Here is a 19,928-nt window from a genome sequence, read left to right on the forward strand (position 1 = left end):
TTGTTTGGGAGGGATGTAAATGAGCATTCGTTTTGGGACTGATGGCTGGCGGGCTATTATGGCTGCTGATTTTACTTTTGCCAATGTAGCCATTGTCGCCCAGGGTATTGCTGACTATCTGCTGGAAACGGAAAAAGCACAGAAAGGGATAGTATTAGGCCATGATACCCGTTTCCTGGCGGAACAGTTTGCTGATCAGGTGCAGGCGGTGTTAACGGCTAATGGCATTCCTGTCTACCGGTTGCAGGGGCCCACTCCGACACCGGTTACAGCTTATGCCATTCGGGCTTTGAATACTGCCGGAGCAATTATGTTGACTGCCAGCCATAACCCGCCCCAGTATAACGGGATTAAATTTATTCAGGAATATGCGGGGCCAGCCAGTCCGGAGATTACCGCTCAACTGGAAGAAAAAATTGGCAAGGTAATAGCCGGTGGTGTAAATCATCAGCTGCCAAAACCGGAACTGGTGCATTCCGTTGATATCTGGGACAAATACTGGGAACATATAGATACAATCATTGATTTTAACCAGATTTGCCGGATTAAAGGGAAGATCGTTCTTGACCCCATGTTTGGGGCAGCGGCGGGTAAAGTGGCTGCAAAATTGCAAAGCTGTGGGTTAGAAGTAATAGAAATCAACGGTTACAGGGATGCCTTTTTTGGAGGAGGTTTACCGGAACCGGTAGCTTCCAGACTGCAAACTCTAACTCAGACAGTAGTTCAGGCAAAGGCGGTAGTGGGCCTGGCCAATGATGGTGATGCAGACCGTTTCGGAGTGATCGGATCTAATGGTGAATATCTGGCCCCCAATCAGATCTTGAGTATTATCAGCCAGTATCTACTGGAAAATGGGCAAAAAGAGGGGGGGCTGGTCCGTACTGTAGCGACCACCCATTTGCTGGATGAAATTGCGGGCAGGTATGAACGGAAGGCTACTGAAACCCCTGTTGGATTTAAATATCTGGCCCAGGAGATGTTACGGCGTCCTGTGGTATTAGCCGGGGAAGAAAGCGGTGGCCTCAGTATCGGTGGTCATATCCCGGAGAAGGATGGGATATTGGCCAATCTGCTGATCTTACAAATAATAGGGGCCACTGGACAAAAGCCGGAGGAGGCCTGGCAACTCTTGCAGGAACAATATGGTTATTATGCTTTTCGACGCCTGGACTTACATATTGAAAATGATAGGAAAAACCAATTAATGCAAAAACTGCGGAATGAACCGCCTCTGGTTTTCGGGCAGAGACAGGTACTGCAGCAATCTTTACTGGAAGGGGTAAAGCTCTATTTAGATGATGGTTCCTGGGTTTTATTCCGGCCATCCGGAACAGAACCGGTCTTGCGGATTTATATAGAAGCCCGTTCGGAACAGGCGTACTACGATTTAATAGCGGCTGGAGAAGCGGCAGTAAAATAAAATGTATAAAAACTCTGGTTTTTGGTTAGACTTAACTCCTGTAGACTAAAAAAGTTTACAGGAGGTTTTTTTGTCGATGAGTAAGGGAAAAAAATATCGATTATGTTGCCTGGTGCTGATTGGATTGCTTATGCTTGCTCCCCTGGCCCGGGCAGCGGAGGTCGATTTTCGTCAGGGCAGACTGGTGCCGATTGTTTCCAGGAGCATTGTCTTAAGCCGAAATGTACCCGCTATTCATCGGGTGCGTCCGGGAGAATACCTGTTGCGGATTGCGCGTCAGTATAATGTTTCAGTTCAGGATTTGATCAGAGCAAATGGTTTAAAAAGCAAAATTATTTACCCGGGACAAAAATTAATTATACCAAGGGGTAGCAAAATGATGGCCCGTGCATCTGGCAGAATGGCAGCCGGGGTTTATTACTACAAAGGCAGGATAATCAGGATCAGTGAAAGTGAAATGGATCTGCTGGCCCGGCTGGTGCATGCTGAGGCTAGAGGAGAGTCTTTCCAGGGAAAAGTGGCAGTAGCTGCTGTTGTCTTAAACCGGGTAATAAATGACCAGTTTCCTGATACCGTGAAAGAAGTTATTCTGCAAAAAACCCGGGGAACCTACCAGTTTAGTCCGGTCCAGGATGGGGCTATCAATTTGCCGGCTGACAGGGAATCTTATGAGGCAGTACGGGAAGCGCTTGCCGGTTATGACCCTACGGAAGGATCGTTGTATTTCTATAATCCTCAGATTGCCACAGATACCTGGATCAAAACTTTGCCTACATCTACGATGATTGGCAATCATGTTTTTGCCCGTTAGAGCTTGGCTCTAACGGTCTTTTCATGTAGAATATACATGAAGGAGGTTGGTTACATGGCAGCAAAGGTTTACTATACGTCAATGCGTACCAAACGGGGAGAGAGTTTGTTAGCCAAACTGGTACGTCTGTACAAAAGAGCCGGTTTTGAGGAAATCATCAGTCCTGGAGATCTGGTGGCCATCAAAGTCCATTTCGGCGAAAAAGGCAATACAGCGTACATAAGACCGCAATTTATCCGGCAGGTAGTAGAACAGGTTAAACTGGCCGGAGGGAAACCGTTTTTGACAGATGCCAATACCCTCTACCGGGGTAGCCGGGCCAATGCTGTTGACCATTTGATTACTGCTATTGAAAACGGCTTTGATTATGCCGTAGTGGGCGCACCTCTGATTATTGCTGATGGTTTGACCGGACACGACTATATTAAGGTGCCAGTTAACCTCAAACACTTTCAGGAAGTAAAAATCGGCGCTGCGGCGGTACATGCCGATGCCTTTATTGCTGTCAGCCATTTTAAGGGACATGAGGCTACCGGTTTTGGCGGCACTATAAAAAATATCGGAATGGGTTTGGGGAGCAGAAGTGGCAAGCAGAATATGCATTCTGACCTGTTGCCCCGGGTTAATCGGGAGAAATGCATTAAATGCGGGCGATGTATCAAGTGGTGTCCAGCTGATGCTATCGCCTTTGCCGGGGAGGAGGGGACTGCTCTTATCAGTGAAACCAGGTGTATTGGCTGTGGTGAGTGTGTAACCGTTTGTCCGGTTCAGGCTATTGCTATTAACTGGAAGACAGAAGCGGATATGTTGCAGGAAAAAATGGTGGAATACACCTACGGAGTACTAAAGGATAAAGTTGGTAAATGCGGGTTTATCAGTTTTGTTACCAGCGTTTCTCCTGATTGTGATTGCTGTGGCTGGTCCGATGCTCCACTGGTAGCCGATCTGGGCATTCTGGCCTCTAAAGACCCGGTAGCTCTGGATCAAGCCTGTGTCGATCTGGTTAACCAGGCTCCTGTCAACCGGATTTCTGTTCTGGGGGATAAACAGGTAGAGGATAAATTCCGCGCTCTCTATCCCAAAGTGGACTGGTCAGTACAACTAAGGTATGGCGAAGAAATTGGCCTTGGCACAAGGCAGTATGAATTAATTGAAGTTTAAAAGAAAGAGGCATTCTTCCTGAATTAAAGAAGAATGCCTCTTTTTATTGTATTTTTTGGAGGAAATTTAGTTATTGTGTCGAAAAATACATTCCGGGAGGGAAAAATTGTGGCACATGAAAACTTTGGCAAGACATTAATCGAGTTTAAGGTCGGAGTATTTTTATTCGCTTTTTTGTCTTATGTAGCTTTTATAGGCTCCAGTTCAATTTCATGGAACCTGATTCTGGCTATGTTATTAGTTATATCCTATAATTTCCTCATTTATTTTACATGGAATCATAATCTTCTGCAACGGAGCCGTTATCTAATTATCTTTGGTGAAATTGTGCTGTTTGGCTACTTGATGTTGTCTTCACAGGGTAATGCCTATTTCCAGCCTCTGTTTTACCTGGTGATTACCACCTATGCCATTCGGTTTGGGGCCAGATTCGGGTTGCTAACCGCCTTAACCGGCTGGCTGGCGGTAATTGTGACGGGAATCAGCCAGGAAGGGGATTTGCCTTTATTACTAAGCAAACCGGAAACGGGGATTTTGCAGGGCTCAATCTGGGCACTTATTGGCTGGTTTGTCGGTAAAATAATGGAAAGCCGTCATAAACTGCAGGAAAGCTATCAAAAACTGACTACCATTATGAAAATTGACCATATTACCGGGGTATATAGTTATCGGTATATTCAGCAGTTTCTCGCCGAGGAGATATTAAAAGCCAGACAAAAGCATGAGCAGTTATCGATAATTCGGATTAGTATTGATGGTTTCCAGCCGATAGTTGATGGCTATGGTCAGGAGGTAACCCAGCAGATTTTAAAGACTGTGGGGGAACTGATCCAGGAAAATATTCGAGGTAAAGATAAGGTAGGGCGATATGGGGAAGATGAGTTTATCGTTTTATTGCCCGGTTCCGATAGTTTCGATGCCCTGGATGTGGGGGAAAAAATTCGCATTGCCGTACGAAACCACTCTTACCCCTTTGAAGACGAGCAGCTCAGGATAACAGTCTCCCTGGGGATTGCCACTTTTCCAAAAGACGCTGAGGATATGGACAATTTATTATACAGGGCCAACCAGACCCTGTTTCGGGCCCGCCATTTACGGCGCGACCGGGTGTGCCTTTCATCTATCACCATTGATGAGGTACAGAATAAAATCAAAAAGGCTGGTACCGCTCTGGCCGAAAATATCCCTACCCTGGTTGCTCTCATTGATGCCAAGGATGTCAACACCTGTGGCCATTCGGAGCGGGTAACCAAATATGCGGTGGCTATGGCCAGAAAACTGGGCTTTACTGAAAAAGAACTGGAGAGACTGCAGTATGGAGCCCTGCTCCACGATATCGGCAAAATCAATGTGGAAGAACATATCCTGGATAAACCGGGAAGTTTGAATGAAGATGAAATTTACTCCATCCGTAATCATCCGGCCTTTGGAGCCAATTTTCTGGCTTCCATTGACTATTTGCAGATGGTAACACCGCTGGTTTTATATCACCATGAGCGCTGGGATGGCTCCGGTTATCCGGAAGGGCTGAAGGGTGAAGAAATACCGCTGGGGGCAAGGATTATAGCTATTGCTGATTCCTATGATGCCATGGTATCGGAACGTCCCTATAAAAAGCCCTTACAACCGGCAGCAGCCTGGGATGAAATCAAAAATTGTGCTGGTACCTGTTTTGATCCGGCTCTGGTTGAAGTATTCTGCCAGGTGGTGGATCGGGAAACCGGTCAGATCAAGCCCGCTTAACCGGCGGGCTCTAAACTTGCTCTTTTTGCCTTCTGTGATATAATTAAATGTGGCAAATAATTACTTAAGGAGGACTGGGAATGGAGCTGTGGCTGAGAGAGCAACATACAGAGGGCTATAGCGTGAGTTGGAAAATAAAGGAAATATTTTATCAAAAACAAACTCCATATCAACATCTGGCAATTGTTGAATTTTATGATTTAGGGAGAGCATTGGTTCTGGACGGGATTGTTCAGACCACTGAAAAAGATGAATATATTTATCATGAAATGATTGCCCATGTGCCCATGTTCAGTTTGCGGCAGGTGGAAACGGTACTGGTCATCGGTGGCGGTGATGGCGGTACAGTCCGCGAAGTGCTGAAACACACCGGGGTTAAAAAGGTGGTACTGGCTGAAATTGATGAAGATGTAATCAATGCCTGTCGGCAGTATTTGCCGGTAACGGCTGCCTGCCTGAGCGATCCCCGGGTTGAACTGGCCATTGGGGATGGGATTAAATATGTCGAGCAGCAGCAAGCTGCCTTTGATTTGATTATCGTTGATTCTTCCGACCCCATTGGACCTGCTGAACCACTGTTTGGCAGCAAGTTCTATCAGCTGGTCAAACGGGCTTTAAAGCCTGGAGGAGCAGTAGTAGCCCAGACGGAGTCGCCCCTCTTTTATCCACAGGCGTTTCAGAGAGCGGTGCAGGCTATGCGGGAGAATTTCACCTATGTTAAACCTTATTTAACAGCTATTCCTAGCTATGTGGGAGGATTCTGGACTTTTACTATGGCCAGTGATTCGGAACTGAAACCAAGCTGGCCTGAAACCCTGCCCTTTAGTAACCGTTATTATACACCGGAAGTTCATCAGGCTGCCTTTGCCTTACCGCCCTTTGTAGCGGAAATTGTGAATAAATAATAGTGATAAGGAGGGATAACCGGATGACCAGAAGCAAATGGCGTTTAGCGGTCATGGTTATCCTTTTTCTTTTTCTGCTCTCTGGTTGTAAACCCTTAAATCAATGGTTGCCACGTTTGCCACAGCCCCAGCTGCCGGCGGCTACTCTGATTACTGATCACAAGGGCAGAGTGATCGGACAAATTTATGAACAAAAACGTTATCCGGTTAAACTGAAAGACATATCCCCTTATGTGCTGCAAGCAGTAATAGCGGCTGAAGACCGGGATTTTTATCTGCATCAGGGGCTGGATCCAGCTGGTATAATCCGGGCTATCTGGCATAATTTGAGGGCTGGCCGGATAGTGGAGGGGGGCAGTACCATCTCCCAGCAAACGGTAAAAAACCTGTTTTTGAGCCAGGAAAGAACATGGAAGCGCAAGCTGCTGGAGGCCTGGTGGGTTATTCAGCTGGAACAGCAATATACCAAAGATGAGATCCTGGAGCTATATCTCAATAGCGTTTATTTTGGCGAAGGAGCCTATGGTATAGAAGCTGCAGCTCAAACCTACTTTGGCAAAAGGGCCAAAGATTTGAACCTGGCTGAAAGCGCCTTGCTGGCCGCTACTTTGAAAGCACCTTCGCGCGTAAATCCCTGGGCTAACCTGGAAGCGACCAAAAAGCGGCAGCGCTATGTTCTGCAGCAAATGGTGGAAATGAAAGTCATCACTCCTGAACAGGCCCGTCAGGCCGAGGAACAACCATTGCAAATCCGAAAAAAGCAAAGGGCTGTTTCCAGCCTGGCTCCTTACTTTCTGGACCTGGTCAAGCAACAGGCGGAAAAGCAGGTTGACCAGGAAACCTTGCTGGCAGGGGGACTGAAGATCGAGACGACTCTGGATGCAGAGATTCAGCAGGTGGTTAATGACAGGGTACAAACATATTTGCAGAAATATCCCGGACTGCAGGTAGCGGTGATAGTGCTGGAGAATGATAGCGGGGCTGTTCGGGCCCTGACCGGTGGCCGGGACTGGTGGCAGAGCTCATATAATCGGGTCTTGGCCCGCCGGCAGCCTGGCTCAGCTTTTAAATCTTTCCTCTATGCTCTGGCGCTGGAGCAAGGGATGCAGGCCAATAGCCTCTATAAATGTGAACCGGTTAATTTCCAGGGTTATCAGCCCCAGGATTATGGCAGGCCCGGTTATCATGGCCGGGAGCTGACTATGGCGGAAGCTGTCTGGGTCTCCGATAATATCATTCCTGTTAAAATTCTGGCCCAGTATGGCCCGGAGCAACTGGTTAAAGAAGCAAAAAAATTTGGTTTTACTTCACCCCTACCGCCGGTGTTATCCCTGGCCCTGGGCAGTGGTGAGGTGACTCCGTGGGAAATGGCGGCGGCTTATCGGGTTTTCCCTGGTAAGGGGCAATATATAGAACCCTGGTATATTTCCAGGATAGTTACCGGTACTGGTACTAATCTCTGGCAGGGACAGCCCAGGCGCTGGCAGGCGCTTGGACCTGAACTTGCTTTTCAACTGTTGGACATGATGCGCGGGGTTACAGGACCACAGGGCACAGCGGCCCGCATTAGCCAGATAATACGGAACCAGGCGGTTGCTGGCAAAACCGGGACCACCCAGGAGAACCGTGATGCCTGGTTTGCAGGCTTTAATAGTAAATATACCGTTGTAGTTTGGCTGGGATATGATCTCAAAGGAAAAGGGGTAGGGACTGGAGGAAAAATGGCCGCTCCGCTCTGGGCTGAAATTGTCAATTCCCCTGCCTTGCGAGGGGAGATGGAATTTAACGTTCCTGGTAATATAGTTAAGGAAAAAGTTTGTCTGGATTCAGGGCAAAAGGCAGGACCAGCCTGTGAACGCACTGCCGAGCTGGCTTTTGAGCAGGGTAAAGAGCCCCAGGAGTACTGTGCCCTGCACTGGTTTGTTCCCTTTATCAATCTGCCTGGATTTTAGGAGAGATAGGGGAGAAGGAAGATGGCTGAAAAAATTTGGCACTGGCTTTGTGAACATGACAGGATCTACGCCGGTGACCCTGTTTGGATTAAACCTTTACAGCAATTGAGCCGGGAGGAAAGGCGCAAAGTCTATGGAGCGCAGGGACGAGCCGTGGCAGAGTTAATCTTGAAAACCCTGAAGGAGGATACGGCTCTAGCAGCAGAATGGGAAAAGGCTGTAATCGAGAGCGTACTGGCCAAAGGCGGTGACCGGGATTTCCTGGATAGCCAGGTCATGGCTGTCCTGGGCCCACTCAAACTCAATCATTATATCACCAGAGAAGCTGAAGCCCGGGGGATTTTGTTAAAAACAGGAGCCAGCCAGGGAGGTTGCATGCTGGCAATCGTGATCATGACATTGGTGGTGGCGGTCATTGCCTGGCTGACTCGTTAGAAAAAAGAGGAGGTAAGAAGGATGCGGAGAGTACAGACAGATAAGGGAGAAGTGGCAGTAGGAGGGCCGCTAACGGAAGATGTGCTGGCATGTTTGCAGTTTGATCCGGGCTTAACTGCCTTTCGGCGGCCTCATGAACAGCACCGGGCTTTGCAGCAAATAGCGGCCATGCCGGAAGGCAGGGTATATGGATGTATTGCCGACGAAACACTGGTAGGCTATGTAACCTTTCATCCTGCTGAAGAGGAGGGGCGCTGGGGTAAAGGGGAATTTGCCGGCTTTATCCTGGAACTGGGGGCTATTGAAATTTCACCGGAGTGGCGGGGTTTTGGGCTGGCTGGCTTACTGTTGCAGGAAACTTTCTGTGATGATTTCTGGGAAGATTATATCGTGATTTCCCAGCATTTGCACTGGCACTGGGACTTAAAAGGCACAGGGCTGGATTTATGGGGCTACAAGAAGATGTTGAGTCATGTGATGGAGAAAGGGGGATTCCAGCTCCGAAATACCGATGAGCCGGAAATAGCCAGCCATCCTGCCAATATGCTCCGGGTACGGATCGGCAAACGAGTACCGGCGGAGAGAGTCATCCAGTTCGAAGGCAGCCTCTATCAGAATCTTTGGATGTTATAAAGACAGGGAGGGAGAAGGATGGAAGTCTACCGAATTATGCGTTCACCAGTGGTAACTGTTAACCCTCAAACTACCCTGGCGGAAGCCTGGAAAATTATGAAAAATTTGCGCATCAGGCATTTGCCGGTAATTTCCGAAGGGCGGCTGGTAGGGATTGTTTCTGATCGGGATTTGCGTTCTGCCAGCCCGGCGTTCTGGGAAGAAAACAGCGAAGAAAAAACCTGCCAAATTTGGATCGGGCAGATCATGAGCAAAAATGTGATTACTATCGCGCCTGATGATACCATAGATGAGGCAGCCAGGATTATGTATGAATTCAGGATCGGCTCCTTGCCAGTGGTCGATGGCAAGTACCTGGTCGGGCTTTTGACCCAAAGCGATATTTTGCGGGCATTAACGGAATTGCTGGGTGTACACGAACCCGGCTCCCAGTTAATTTTGGAGATACCAGATCGGCCAGGCGTACTGGCTGACATCGCCATTATTTTCAAAAATCTGGGAGTAAATATTGTCAGTGTTGTCACTTTACCCAAACGCAGGCATGAGGAATACCGTTTGATGGTAATCAGGGTCAATACCATCGATCCCCGCAAAATTATGGCTGCTTTACAGCAAGCAGGATATATAGTCAGAACGCCGCGACTGGAGGATACCGGCTATGGGCGGTAGAAGTCTTTTAATCCATAGCCGGCATTTTCAGCGGTATCAGCTTAGTGATGAACATCCCTTCAATCCTTTGCGGCTGGAATTAACAGAAACCCTGATTAAAGCCATGGGGCTATGGCCAGAGAAGGCGCTAGAAGCGCGAGGTGCAACTTTTGAAGAACTGGTACTCTTCCATTCTCCTGCCTATGTCAATGCGGTTTTTAGTCTGGGGGAAAAAGGGGAATGTTCCCTGGGCCCCGAGGCATGGGGACTGGGTACGGAAGACAATCCGGTTTTTCCCCGGATGGGGCAAGCAGCAGCCTTGCTGGTGGGGGCATCGATACAGGGAGCCGAATTGATTCTTGCCGGCAACGCTGAGCATGTTTTGAACTATGCGGGTGGATTACACCATGCCCACCGGGAACAGGCTTCCGGCTTTTGCGTTTTTAATGATATTGTGCTGGCAATCAAGAAATTTTGTCAGGCAGGCTGGCGGGTCGTCTATATCGATACTGATGCTCACCATGGTGATGGCGTGCAATGGGCATTTTATGATAACCCCCAGGTTTTAACCATCTCATTGCATGAAACGGGAAGATATCTCTTTCCTGGTACAGGGAAAATTACCGAACTGGGTCAGGGAGCCGGATATGGCTATAGTATCAATTTACCTTTAGAACCCTTTTCGGATACTGCCAGTATGCTGGAATGTTTTCAGCTGCTGTTACCTCCTCTTTTAGAGGCGTTTAAACCGGATGTAATTGTTTCTCAGCACGGCTGTGATACCCATTATCTGGATCCATTAACCCATCTGCATGGGGACATGCATCTATTACGAGCCTATGCCGAGTTAATTCACGGCTATGCCCATCAATATTCCGGAGGAAGGTGGCTGGCCTTAGGGGGAGGGGGTTATGATATCTGGCGGGTTGTTCCCCGGGCCTGGACACTCCTCTGGGCAACTTTGAGTCACCAGCTGTGTTTACCAGTTGTACCGGCCAGCTGGCTAGAACAGTGGCAGGGAGGAGCGCCAGTACCTTTACCGGCAATGATGATGGACCCGGAAGACATGGTAAAGCCTATTCCCCGGCAGCAGGAAATTCGCGAAAAAAATCTGGCTAATGCGCAGCGGGTATTACAAAATGCTTATCCTATTATCGCAGGAATAATTGGTTAAACGGAGGTAGCAATGAAAAAAGATGTTGCGGGCTCTGTTGTTGCGTTTTCGCCTGAACAGGCCTTTGCAAGAACAGGCCTATGTGTTATAATTTTTTTAGTATTTTGCTTGTTGGGAGGGATTTTTGGTGAGATTGTTGATCATGGGGCCCCCGGGTGCTGGTAAGGGCACTCAAGCCGAGGTATTAGTAAAGAAATTAGAGATACCTCACATTTCCACCGGTGATATGTTCCGGGCTGCTATTAAGGAAGGCACTGAAATGGGCAAAAAAGCCAAGGAATATATGGATGCCGGTCAACTGGTTCCCGATGAAGTAGTGGTCGGGATGGTAAAAGAGAGACTGAGCAAGGAAGATTGTGCTCATGGCTTTTTACTGGATGGTTTTCCACGGACTATCGCCCAGGCAGAAGCACTGGAAAAAACATTACAAGAATTGGATATGCAGATCGATGCAGTCATTAATATAGCTGTGCCCCGGGAGAAACTGATGGAGCGCCTGACCGGTCGTAGAATTTGCCGGGCTTGTGGAGCCAGCTATCATGTAGTATTTAATCCTCCTGCCCGGCCAGGCATTTGTGACAAGTGTGGTGGAGAACTGTATCAACGGGATGATGATAATGAAGCAACAGTAGCCAATCGTCTGGATGTTTACGAGGCTCAAACTCAACCATTAATTGACTTTTATCAAGTCAGGGGATTACTGCGGCAAATCGACGGTGACCAGCCCATTGACAAGGTATTGAGTGATATTTTAACGGCTATTGGCAAATAATTTTGGTGGATTTTTGGCCACAGGATTACCTTCCTGTGGTTTTTTATTAAAGTCTGTTGACAAGGAGGTGAAAAAGTGGCAACAGTATTGAAGGAAGTATCCCGTATCTCCGGACTTTATGGTCTTGATGGCGAAGAAAAAGTAGCCAAAGAGCTGGCGGAACAGCTTCCGGAATATTTTCTGGTGATTAACTCACCGCGCCTGGCAATGAATGATAATGTGGTGGATATTGACCATATTGTGATTACGCCGGCTGCGATCTTTGTCATCGAGAGTAAAAACATGAATGGCCGTATTACCGGCGGCCTGATGGGCAACTGGACCCAGGAGCGATTAAATGATGGCAAGAAGGAATATATCAAGATAGGCAATCCTGCCGCTCAGGTTAATCAGTATACCAAAGTTGTTCGGGACTATTTAAAACATCATTACTATCAGCAATACCAGGTCCAAAAAAATTTTAAGATGGAACCCATTGTAGTTTTTACCCATGAACATTCCAATATTAATGGGATTCACTACACTTCCCGGGGACGGGTTGGTAAGGTCAGAGTTTTGTTGTTAAAGGACCTTGTTTCCCATATTATGAGCTTTGATAAGGAATATATGACTTTAGAGGAGATGCATGAGGTAGCTGATATCCTGGTGCCTCAGGATCAGCGGGAACAAACCGGGGTTTATCCGGTGCTGAACGATTTGCCCAAAGAAAGTTTTCGCAGCCGTTATCAGATTCTGGAGGAGATAGGCCGGGGAGCTACCGGGGTGGTTTTCCGCGCCTTTGACAATAAGCTGGATCTGGAAGTAGCAGTAAAGCGGCTGTATGCGGGCCAGGATGGAGAGAAACATAAACAGTGGAAGCAGATTGCCCGGGTTTCTGCCCGTTTGAATCACGCCAATATAGTACGCATCCATGACTATTACGAAGAGGATGGCGAGTTTTACCTGGTCATGGACCTGGTCCAGGGTTTGACCTTGAGTGAGGCTCTGGAACAAAGGCAATTTAGCTGGCGCGAAATCTATGATATTCTGGAACAAATATGTAATGCCCTGGACTATGCTCATCGAGAAGGGGTTATTCATCTAGACCTCAAAGGGGATAATATTCTCATTGATGAAAAAGGACTGGTGCATGTTACTGATTTTGGTCTGGCAGCCCTAGCGGAACTGGGCCCTGGCAAAAGCATAGGCACTCCCCTCTATATGGCACCCGAACAGGTAAGAGGAGAAAGGGGGGATAAATCTTCTGACTGGTTTGCGGTCGGAGTTATCCTGTATCAATTGATAACCGGACATTTTCCTTTTTATGGAAAAGACTTGCAAGAAGTAGGACAGGATATTTTATACGGGCAACCCCCGCCGTTAACCCGCTGGCGGGAGGATGCACCGGCAGAACTGGAAAAGGTGCTGGCCAAAGCCCTGGCCAAAGAAGCCAGGCAGCGCTATCAAAGCGGGCGGGAGTTGCTGACTGATTTGAAAACTGCTCTGGGTGAACGCCTTGAAAGTGGACAGGGCTTGACCCAGCAATGGTTTGCCAATCAGCGCTGGTTAAATTTCTGGCGGGATGATAAAAAGAAATTTTATGTCATTGTGGCCCTAACGGCATTAATCTTTGGCTGGATGTTCAGTTTACAAATGTATATAGACCGGAAGTTCCCCCAATCCGGCAGCAGTACAACTGGGGAATTATTACAGGATAGCCGTCTGGATACTACTTTAATTACCAATGAAAATATAAATCAGGCTTATAATAAAGTTGAAGAATGGTCCGGACGCAAAGTTAAGATTACAGGGAGACTGGAGAAGCTGGTTAATCGAACAGAAGATTATCTCTTGTTACAAATGGCTGTTTCAGATAGCAAAGGAGCTATTACCAGAATCCTGGTCCAGTATAATGGGGATCCCCATCTCCTTCTGCAAAAAGAAGAGAGTTTGCCTCTGGTCAGACTGGTAGGCAATCTGGGCTCAACTACTACTGTTGATCCCCGCAATGGGGAAATAATAAAGATACCCTTGATAGTCAACAGTGTAATTGAGCCAATTGAATTATGGAATGCCATGACACCAGCTAAATACAAATTGGATGTTAAGCAGATACTGGTGCGACATGGGATAGAGGTAGAGCTGGAGCGGATAGAAATAGCAGAGGAGGAAACGCGTTTATTCTTAAGGGTCAAGAATCGTTCCTTGCAAAAACATCTGGTCTCTCTGGCTAATCCTCAGGCTAGACAAGGAAATAATATCATCTACCAGCTTTACCATAGCGAAAACAATTATCAATTCGAGTTACAACCCGAACAGGAGGTAAAAGGGCAAATTATCCTTGGGCCCCTTGATATTATCCAGCGGCAAGTCGAAATTAGTTTGGGGAATAATTTTTTGGGACAGGAACCCTGGGTATTTTCAGTCAAGTGGTAGGCACGGCAGCATAGAATATATTAGAACCCGAAAGGGAGGTGCTGACCGTGCCCCAATTCCTTTTGCGTGACCTGGCTACGGAAATTTATCTGGAAGTTTTATGGATTTATATAGATGATGCCCTGGATCGTCAGGACAAAAGAAGGTTTGAAGAATTATGTGGCGAATTATTGTCTATTATTAATGGAACAGGTTGAAGGAGGGCTGGTTATGTTAAAGCGAATCGGAGTATTAACAGGTGGGGGTGATTGCCCGGGTTTAAATGCGGTGATCAGGGCAGTTACCAAATCGGCCCTGCGGGCTGGTCTGGAAGTGGTTGGTATCGAGGATGGTTTTGGGGGGTTAATCAGACAACAGTTTCGCCCTTTGAATCTGGCGGCTGTGTCCGGTATTCTTCCCAAAGGGGGAACGATACTGGGCACTACCAACCGGGACAACCCCTTTAAATACCCTGTGCTGGTAAATGGCGAAAAAAAGTATGTGGATATGTCCCAAACTATCCTGGACAATCTGGCGGTAGCGGGAATTGATGCTCTGGTGGTTATTGGTGGGGACGGCAGTTTGTCTATTGCCAGGGAGTTACATAATAAAGGCTTAAGGGTAGTAGGTGTTCCGAAAACTATAGATAATGATTTATCTGCTACTGACATTACTTTCGGCTTTGATACTGCTTTACATACGGCCACCGAGGCGCTGGACAAGCTCCACACTACTGCTGAATCCCATCACCGGGTAATGATTCTGGAGGTTATGGGCCGTTATGCCGGTTGGATCGCTCTGGAGTCAGGGGTAGCTGGTGGTGCTGATGTAATTTTGATTCCAGAAATAGAGTTCCAGATTGAAAATGTGGTTAAGAAAATCGAGGAACGCTGCCAGCAGGGCAAGAAATTCAGTATTATAGTTGTAGCAGAAGGAGCCAAACTGGGTGAAAACCTGGTAGTGCAGAAAGTAATTGAGGATAGCGGTGATCCTATTCGCCTGGGAGGGATCGGCCAGCGGCTGGCCGATGAGCTGGAGCGCAGGATTAATCTGGAGACCAGAGTGACAGTGCTTGGCCATTTACAGCGCGGTGGCAGTCCTACTCCATTTGACCGCATTCTTGGTACCCGTTATGGGGCAGCAGCCGTAAAAGCCCTGCTGGAAGGGGAGAACGGGGTAATGGTAGCCTTGCGCACTCCCGATATAGTAACTGTTTCCCTGGCTGAAGCTACCGGGGTATTAAAGCGGGTCAATCCTGAACATGATCTGGTTCAGGCGGCTAAAGCCACTGGCATTTCTTTCGGTGATGAATAATATATAAATAAATATATAACAAAAAAGAACTGTACCCACTCTGGATACAGTTCGGAGAAAAGGGGAGAGGAGATGAGGTGATAACAGGACTTATCCTGATTCATATTATAGCTATTTTTTACTTCCTGACCAGTAATTTGGGGGGAGTTGCCGTTTTTGCTGGCTGAACGGCAGAAATGAGGGATTATTTATGATACGTGAGTTAATAAAGCTAAAGAATTTTTGCTGTTTGGTTTTTTCCTCAGCCCAGCAGGCATTGGCCGCAGAGCATATTGTTGATACCCGAGCTTTACCAGCACTAATCATCCCCACTCCCCGTATTATCACAGCTTCTTGCGGGTTGTCGTTGAAATGCCGGTTAGAGGATGAAGCCACAGTTACAGCGGTTTTACGGGCTGAGGGTATAGAACCGGAGGCTTGCTATATTTGTACCGAAGGCCAATTACCCGTTTTGAAATGGAAGGGGACTTAAGCTTTGGGGATTAAGAATTTTGTTGCTATTGATATTGAAACAACAGGAGTTTCACCGGCGATTGATGAGATCATTGAGATCAGCATCTGTCGGTTTGAAGAAGGAGAACTGGTAGAGAGCTGGGAGACTCTGGTTTGTGCTAAACATCCTGTTCCCAGGGAAATTACCCGGTTAACCGGTATTTCTTCGCAGGATTTGCAGCGGGCACCGTGCTGGGAGGAAATAGCGGATCTGGTACGGGATAAAATTGGGGAATTGCCTGTGGTTGGCCATAATGTAGAGTTTGATCTGGGCTTCCTGCGTGCCCGCGGTATTTATGCGGGCCATTTTTTTGATACCTGTCAATTGGCCCGCCTGTTGTATCCCGGTTTGTCTTCTTATTCCCTGGCTGCTGTGGCCAGCTTTCTGGGGCTAAAACTCGGAGAAAGGCACCGGGCCCGCTGGGATGCGGAATTGGCCGGGCAACTCTTTCTCTTAATGCAAGCGGAAGTGGAACAGCGACCACTACCCTGGCTTACCATGGTAGCCAAATGGGCCAATCCAGCCTGGTCCCTGGGCAAACTGATCAGAGAGACAGCTGAAGCAGCTCTAAAAGCCGGATTTGCTCAGCTGCCACCCACCATGGAATGGTTAACTGCGGGCCAGCGGTTACAGTACGCTGACAGCGCAGTTACCGATTCCGGGTTGACGATAGCAGAGATTTTTGCAACAGGTGGGCCCCTGGCCAGGGTGTTTAATCAGTGGGAGAGTAGAGCCCAGCAAATTGAACTGGCTGAAGCTATTTTTACGGCATTAGCCAATGAACGACATTTGGTGGCAGAGGCAGGAACCGGTACTGGCAAGTCCCTGGCCTATCTATTACCTGCGGCAAAGATAGCAATTAGAGAAGGAGCCAGAGTAGTGATCAGTACCAATACCCTGGCTTTGCAGGAACAGCTGCTGGAAAAGGATGGGCCAGTTCTACAACAAATTTTTCCTGGACTAAAAATATTGCCTCTTAAAGGCCGGAGTAATTATTTATGCTGGCGACGCTGGTGGGAACTGGTAGATGGCAGTGAGAGCTGGGATCAGGAAACCTGGACTTTGGCTGGCCGCCTGGCCTGGTGGCTGCATATCACTAAAACCGGCGATGAGGCTGAACTCAGGTTACATGGTCCTGACCGCAGCAAATGGGATTTACTCAAGGCGGAAAGGGATATTTGTCTGGGCAATGCCTGTCCCTGGCAGAAATGCTGCTGGGTGCAAACCAACCGGCTGGCAGCCCAGAAGGCCCAGCTGCTGGTTACAAACCATTCACTCCTCTGTACTGATTTGAAACTGGAAGACAAAGTTTTGCCTGGATATGATTATTTAATCATTGATGAAGCCCATAATCTGGAAGAAGTAGCCCAGCGCCATCTAGGACTGCGCCTGGGTGAAATCGACTTTAGGAGATGGCGGACTGGCCTCTGGCGACGGCCTTTTGGTGGACAGGGGCCTCTGGGTGTACTGGAGAGCTTACCATTAAGGGAAATTAAAGAGGAGCTCCTGCCAGTAAAAAGCCTTAGCCAGGAAGTGGAGAGCCGGGAAAAGGAGTTTTGGGAATTCATTGCCAGCGGGGAAAGATTACCGGAAGTGGTAGGAGACAATTATTTATTGAAGCTGAAAATGTTAGTGGATAGCTTGAACAAGCTGGTCTCTCAGGCAAGGGCCTGGAATCAGGAGGGGCTTATCGCTGAGAGTTTGCTTTCTGAATTGGGAGGAAGAGTCAATCAGGGGCAGGAACTGGTTGAAACTCTGGAAATTTGGTTACAACAACCTTTTTCCAACTGGGTTTACTGGATTGAAGATGGCAATATCTGTGCTGTCCCTGTGGAAGTAGGGCCGATATTGCAGGAGCAGCTTTGGAGCCGAAAAAAATCAGTGATTTTTTGTTCCGCTACCCTTTCCATAGCAGGAAAGAATCACTACTATGCCGAAAGCATCGGGTTAAGAGCCTCTGATTACAAGGAAATTGTTTTATCCAGTCCCTTTGATTATAGAAATCAGGCCCTGCTCCTGGGTGTAGCAGAAGGACCTGATCCCGGGCGGGAAGAAGACAGGCTGGCTGAATATCAGGCCGCCATGTTACTGCAGTTGTTATCCCATTCCGAGGAAAGAGTACTGGCCCTTTTCACTTCTTATAAACATTTGAATACAGTGGCTGATCTGATCGCAGAGCCTATGTTACAGATGGGGCGAAAATTGCTGTTACATGGCCGGGATGGCAGCCGAGGCCGTTTGATTCAGGAGTTTAAGAGTATTGATGGTGCAGTTCTCTTTGGCACCCAGAGTTTCTGGGAGGGCGTAGATCTCCCCGGTGACCTGTTGCGAATGGTGGTAATTATGAAACTGCCCTTTGCTGTGCCCACCTATCCTCCGGTGCAGGCTAAAATGGAATTATGCCGCCAGGCCGGAAAAAATCCTTTTACCAGAGTATCTTTGCCCAGAGCTATCATTCAGTTTAAACAGGGGTTTGGCCGTCTCATTAGAACGGCAGAGGACTGGGGCCTGGTAGTAATTCTGGATCCCAGATTAAAAAACAAAAGCTATGGCCGGGAATTTCTCAACAGCTTGCCAGAGGTAAATGTTGAATGGGCCCATCCCCGGGAAATCGGTTTAAAGGCAAAAACTTGGCTGGAAGCAAGAAAAATGCTACAATATTTAACATAAAATCAAACAGGGGGTAATATGTTACATGCGACAACCGTATCCGATTGCCAGGGAAGCTTTTCCCTACCTGATTTTTTTGGGGATCATCACAGTGTTAGTTGCTTTCTGGTCCTTCTGGGCCGCTCTGGTGCCTTTGACCCTGTTTCTTTACATTGCTTTTTTCTTTCGCAACCCCAAACGTCAGATTCCAACCGATCCGGAGCTGATTTTATCACCAGCTGATGGACGAGTTATGGTTGTAGAAGAAGTGGATGAAAAGCGTTTTCTCAACGGAAAAGCCATCAGGGTCAGTATCTTTCTTTCAGTTTTCAATGTTCATCTCAATCGCTGTCCCATTGCCGGTACTATTGCGTATACTGCTTTTGAAAAGGGTCAGATGCTGCCAGCTTATAAGCCGGAAGCTGCCAAACTCAATGAAAAGAACTTCATCGGCATTGAAAATAACAATTTCAGGGTGCTAGTAGTGCAGATTTCCGGACTAATTGCCCGTACCATTGTCAGCTGGGTTAAAACCGGTGATAAGGTGGCAAAAGGGGAAATTTATGGTCTGATCAAGTTTGGCTCCTGTACAGAGATTTATTTTCCAGCCAGTTGCGAAGTACTGGTAAAACCAGGGGATAAAGTAGTTGGGGGCATTACAGCGGTAGGGAGGATAAAGGATGCATAAGACAACCAAGGCCATACCCAGTATTTTTACCCTTGCCAATTTGTTACTGGGAGTTCTATCTCTTATTTATACCCAGAATAAGGAATGGCAGCTGGCAGCGATAATGATCTTAGGTGCTATGGTATTAGATGGCATGGATGGGCGGTTGGCTCGCAGGCTGGAGGCTACCTCGGCTTTCGGCAAAGAATTGGATTCTCTGTGTGACCTGGTAAGTTTTGGGGTAGCGCCGGCTTTACTGGCATACAGCAAAGTTTTATATGTTTGGTCCAGTGTTGGAATGATTATTGCCATTGTTTTTTCTCTGTGTGGAGCGATCCGGCTGGCCCGGTTTAACATTTTAAATATAACGGGATATTTTGTCGGGGTACCAATTACTGCTGCTGGCAGTCTGGTTGCCTTGTTAATCCTGGCTGGACACTATTTGCACCCCTATGTTTATCCGGTAGTGATGGTTGTTTTGTCTTTTTTAATGGTCAGTAACATTAAAGTTCCAAAATATTAGTGTTGTAAAACCCCCTTGGCGCATAGTATAAAGTAGTGATTGTTGCGAAGGGGTGAAAAATATGCGCGTGTTATTCATCCCCTTGCCGGGGTTTCTCCGAAATCTGTTGCTCAAGCTGTTTCAGTAATTGATAACAGCCTCATTGGAGGCTGTTATTTTTTTCTGAATTAGTCAGAAAATTTTTATTTATCGGCAGGAATTGGCGGTAAAACGTTGAATATAAATTTAACATGC

The 19,928-nt window shown here is 47.5% G+C and carries 19 protein-coding genes; 18 read left to right on the forward strand and 1 reads right to left on the reverse strand.

What is annotated here, in order from left to right:
* Positions 1 to 19: 19 nt before the first annotated feature.
* From ULO1_RS13240 to ULO1_RS13305, 14 genes are all read left to right on the forward strand, one after another.
* Entirely contained in the window at positions 20 to 1,420 is a 1,401-nt protein-coding gene (locus ULO1_RS13240; RefSeq protein ID WP_242947968.1) for a phosphoglucomutase/phosphomannomutase family protein, read from the forward strand.
* Between the two features lie 76 nt (positions 1,421 to 1,496).
* On the forward strand, positions 1,497 to 2,231 hold the full coding sequence (locus tag ULO1_RS13245; protein ID WP_107753524.1) for a cell wall hydrolase: 735 nt from the start codon (positions 1,497 to 1,499) through the stop codon (positions 2,229 to 2,231).
* A gap of 54 nt (positions 2,232 to 2,285) precedes the next feature.
* The gene (locus ULO1_RS13250; RefSeq protein WP_078665822.1) at positions 2,286 to 3,392 is read left to right on the forward strand and encodes a DUF362 domain-containing protein; all 1,107 of its coding nucleotides are present in this window, start codon (positions 2,286 to 2,288) and stop codon (positions 3,390 to 3,392) included.
* A gap of 108 nt (positions 3,393 to 3,500) precedes the next feature.
* Positions 3,501 to 5,135 carry an HD domain-containing phosphohydrolase gene (locus ULO1_RS13255; protein WP_159446603.1) on the forward strand — a complete coding sequence of 545 codons (1,635 nt, stop codon included), beginning with the start codon at positions 3,501 to 3,503 and terminating at the stop codon, positions 5,133 to 5,135.
* An 80-nt stretch (positions 5,136 to 5,215) separates the two neighbouring features.
* On the forward strand, positions 5,216 to 6,040 hold the full coding sequence (speE, locus tag ULO1_RS13260; protein WP_078665824.1) for a polyamine aminopropyltransferase: 825 nt from the start codon (positions 5,216 to 5,218) through the stop codon (positions 6,038 to 6,040).
* A 23-nt stretch (positions 6,041 to 6,063) separates the two neighbouring features.
* The gene (locus ULO1_RS13265; protein WP_079933748.1) at positions 6,064 to 7,992 is read left to right on the forward strand and encodes a transglycosylase domain-containing protein; all 1,929 of its coding nucleotides are present in this window, start codon (positions 6,064 to 6,066) and stop codon (positions 7,990 to 7,992) included.
* Positions 7,993 to 8,013: 21 nt separating this feature from the next.
* A complete protein-coding gene (locus ULO1_RS13270; protein WP_079907393.1) occupies positions 8,014 to 8,427 on the forward strand; it encodes a hypothetical protein in 414 nt (137 codons plus the stop codon).
* Between the two features lie 21 nt (positions 8,428 to 8,448).
* Positions 8,449 to 9,060, forward strand: a complete 612-nt coding sequence (locus ULO1_RS13275) for a GNAT family N-acetyltransferase (RefSeq protein WP_078665827.1) — start codon at positions 8,449 to 8,451, stop codon at positions 9,058 to 9,060.
* 18 nt (positions 9,061 to 9,078) lie between these two features.
* Positions 9,079 to 9,729 (forward strand): CBS and ACT domain-containing protein, encoded by a 651-nt coding sequence (locus ULO1_RS13280; RefSeq protein ID WP_078665828.1) that lies wholly within the window; start codon positions 9,079 to 9,081, stop codon positions 9,727 to 9,729.
* Positions 9,719 to 10,882, forward strand: a complete 1,164-nt coding sequence (locus ULO1_RS13285; RefSeq protein WP_078665829.1) for an acetoin utilization protein AcuC — start codon at positions 9,719 to 9,721, stop codon at positions 10,880 to 10,882. The genes ULO1_RS13280 and ULO1_RS13285 overlap by 11 nt, the downstream gene beginning before the upstream one ends.
* A 127-nt stretch (positions 10,883 to 11,009) precedes the next feature.
* The gene (locus ULO1_RS13290) at positions 11,010 to 11,654 is read left to right on the forward strand and encodes an adenylate kinase (RefSeq protein ID WP_078665830.1); all 645 of its coding nucleotides are present in this window, start codon (positions 11,010 to 11,012) and stop codon (positions 11,652 to 11,654) included.
* 75 nt (positions 11,655 to 11,729) lie between these two features.
* A complete protein-coding gene (locus ULO1_RS13295) occupies positions 11,730 to 14,069 on the forward strand; it encodes a protein kinase (RefSeq protein ID WP_079933749.1) in 2,340 nt (779 codons plus the stop codon).
* 47 nt (positions 14,070 to 14,116) lie between these two features.
* Complete coding sequence (locus ULO1_RS13300) at positions 14,117 to 14,266, forward strand: IDEAL domain-containing protein (protein WP_159071891.1); 150 nt, start codon at positions 14,117 to 14,119, stop codon at positions 14,264 to 14,266.
* Positions 14,253 to 15,362 carry a 6-phosphofructokinase gene (locus tag ULO1_RS13305; protein WP_079907396.1) on the forward strand — a complete coding sequence of 370 codons (1,110 nt, stop codon included), beginning with the start codon at positions 14,253 to 14,255 and terminating at the stop codon, positions 15,360 to 15,362. Before ULO1_RS13300 ends, ULO1_RS13305 begins: the two co-directional genes overlap by 14 nt.
* 111 nt (positions 15,363 to 15,473) lie before the next feature.
* On the opposite strand, the gene ULO1_RS15280 is transcribed toward ULO1_RS13305, so the two are convergent.
* On the reverse strand, positions 15,474 to 15,668 hold the full coding sequence (locus tag ULO1_RS15280) for a hypothetical protein (protein WP_242946649.1): 195 nt from the start codon (positions 15,666 to 15,668) through the stop codon (positions 15,474 to 15,476).
* Between ULO1_RS15280 and ULO1_RS15470 the strand changes: the two genes are divergently transcribed.
* Genes ULO1_RS15470 through pssA form a run of 4 tightly spaced genes read left to right on the forward strand, consistent with a single transcriptional unit; the run spans position 15,619 to position 19,694 of the window.
* On the forward strand, positions 15,619 to 15,834 hold the full coding sequence (locus ULO1_RS15470; RefSeq protein WP_375804201.1) for a DUF3343 domain-containing protein: 216 nt from the start codon (positions 15,619 to 15,621) through the stop codon (positions 15,832 to 15,834). The two genes, ULO1_RS15280 and ULO1_RS15470, sit on opposite strands and share 50 nt — an antisense overlap.
* 3 nt (positions 15,835 to 15,837) lie before the next feature.
* The gene (locus tag ULO1_RS13315; RefSeq protein WP_079933750.1) at positions 15,838 to 18,525 is read left to right on the forward strand and encodes a helicase C-terminal domain-containing protein; all 2,688 of its coding nucleotides are present in this window, start codon (positions 15,838 to 15,840) and stop codon (positions 18,523 to 18,525) included.
* A 25-nt stretch (positions 18,526 to 18,550) separates the two neighbouring features.
* Positions 18,551 to 19,192 carry a phosphatidylserine decarboxylase family protein gene (locus ULO1_RS13320; RefSeq protein ID WP_079907399.1) on the forward strand — a complete coding sequence of 214 codons (642 nt, stop codon included), beginning with the start codon at positions 18,551 to 18,553 and terminating at the stop codon, positions 19,190 to 19,192.
* Positions 19,185 to 19,694 carry a CDP-diacylglycerol--serine O-phosphatidyltransferase gene (gene pssA / locus ULO1_RS13325; RefSeq protein WP_078666148.1) on the forward strand — a complete coding sequence of 170 codons (510 nt, stop codon included), beginning with the start codon at positions 19,185 to 19,187 and terminating at the stop codon, positions 19,692 to 19,694. Before ULO1_RS13320 ends, pssA begins: the two co-directional genes overlap by 8 nt.
* Positions 19,695 to 19,928 lie beyond the last annotated feature (234 nt).

This window comes from Carboxydocella sp. ULO1, assembly GCF_002049255.1.
Classification (GTDB): domain Bacteria; phylum Bacillota.

Bases quoted from the DNA above. Each gene is read 5' to 3' on its own strand.
- ULO1_RS13240 (WP_242947968.1), top strand. From the start codon at position 20: ATGAGCATTCGTTTTGGGACTGATGGCTGGCGGGCTATTATGGCTGCT.
- ULO1_RS13245 (WP_107753524.1), top strand. From the start codon at position 1,497: ATGAGTAAGGGAAAAAAATATCGATTATGTTGCCTGGTGCTGATTGGA.
- ULO1_RS13250 (WP_078665822.1), top strand. From the start codon at position 2,286: ATGGCAGCAAAGGTTTACTATACGTCAATGCGTACCAAACGGGGAGAG.
- speE (WP_078665824.1), top strand. From the start codon at position 5,216: ATGGAGCTGTGGCTGAGAGAGCAACATACAGAGGGCTATAGCGTGAGT.
- ULO1_RS13265 (WP_079933748.1), top strand. From the start codon at position 6,064: ATGACCAGAAGCAAATGGCGTTTAGCGGTCATGGTTATCCTTTTTCTT.
- ULO1_RS13270 (WP_079907393.1), top strand. From the start codon at position 8,014: ATGGCTGAAAAAATTTGGCACTGGCTTTGTGAACATGACAGGATCTAC.
- ULO1_RS13275 (WP_078665827.1), top strand. From the start codon at position 8,449: ATGCGGAGAGTACAGACAGATAAGGGAGAAGTGGCAGTAGGAGGGCCG.
- ULO1_RS13280 (WP_078665828.1), top strand. From the start codon at position 9,079: ATGGAAGTCTACCGAATTATGCGTTCACCAGTGGTAACTGTTAACCCT.
- ULO1_RS13285 (WP_078665829.1), top strand. From the start codon at position 9,719: ATGGGCGGTAGAAGTCTTTTAATCCATAGCCGGCATTTTCAGCGGTAT.
- ULO1_RS13305 (WP_079907396.1), top strand. From the start codon at position 14,253: ATGGAACAGGTTGAAGGAGGGCTGGTTATGTTAAAGCGAATCGGAGTA.
- ULO1_RS15280 (WP_242946649.1), bottom strand. From the start codon at position 15,668: ATGATTAGTGCTGGTAAAGCTCGGGTATCAACAATATGCTCTGCGGCC.
- ULO1_RS13320 (WP_079907399.1), top strand. From the start codon at position 18,551: ATGCGACAACCGTATCCGATTGCCAGGGAAGCTTTTCCCTACCTGATT.
- pssA (WP_078666148.1), top strand. From the start codon at position 19,185: ATGCATAAGACAACCAAGGCCATACCCAGTATTTTTACCCTTGCCAAT.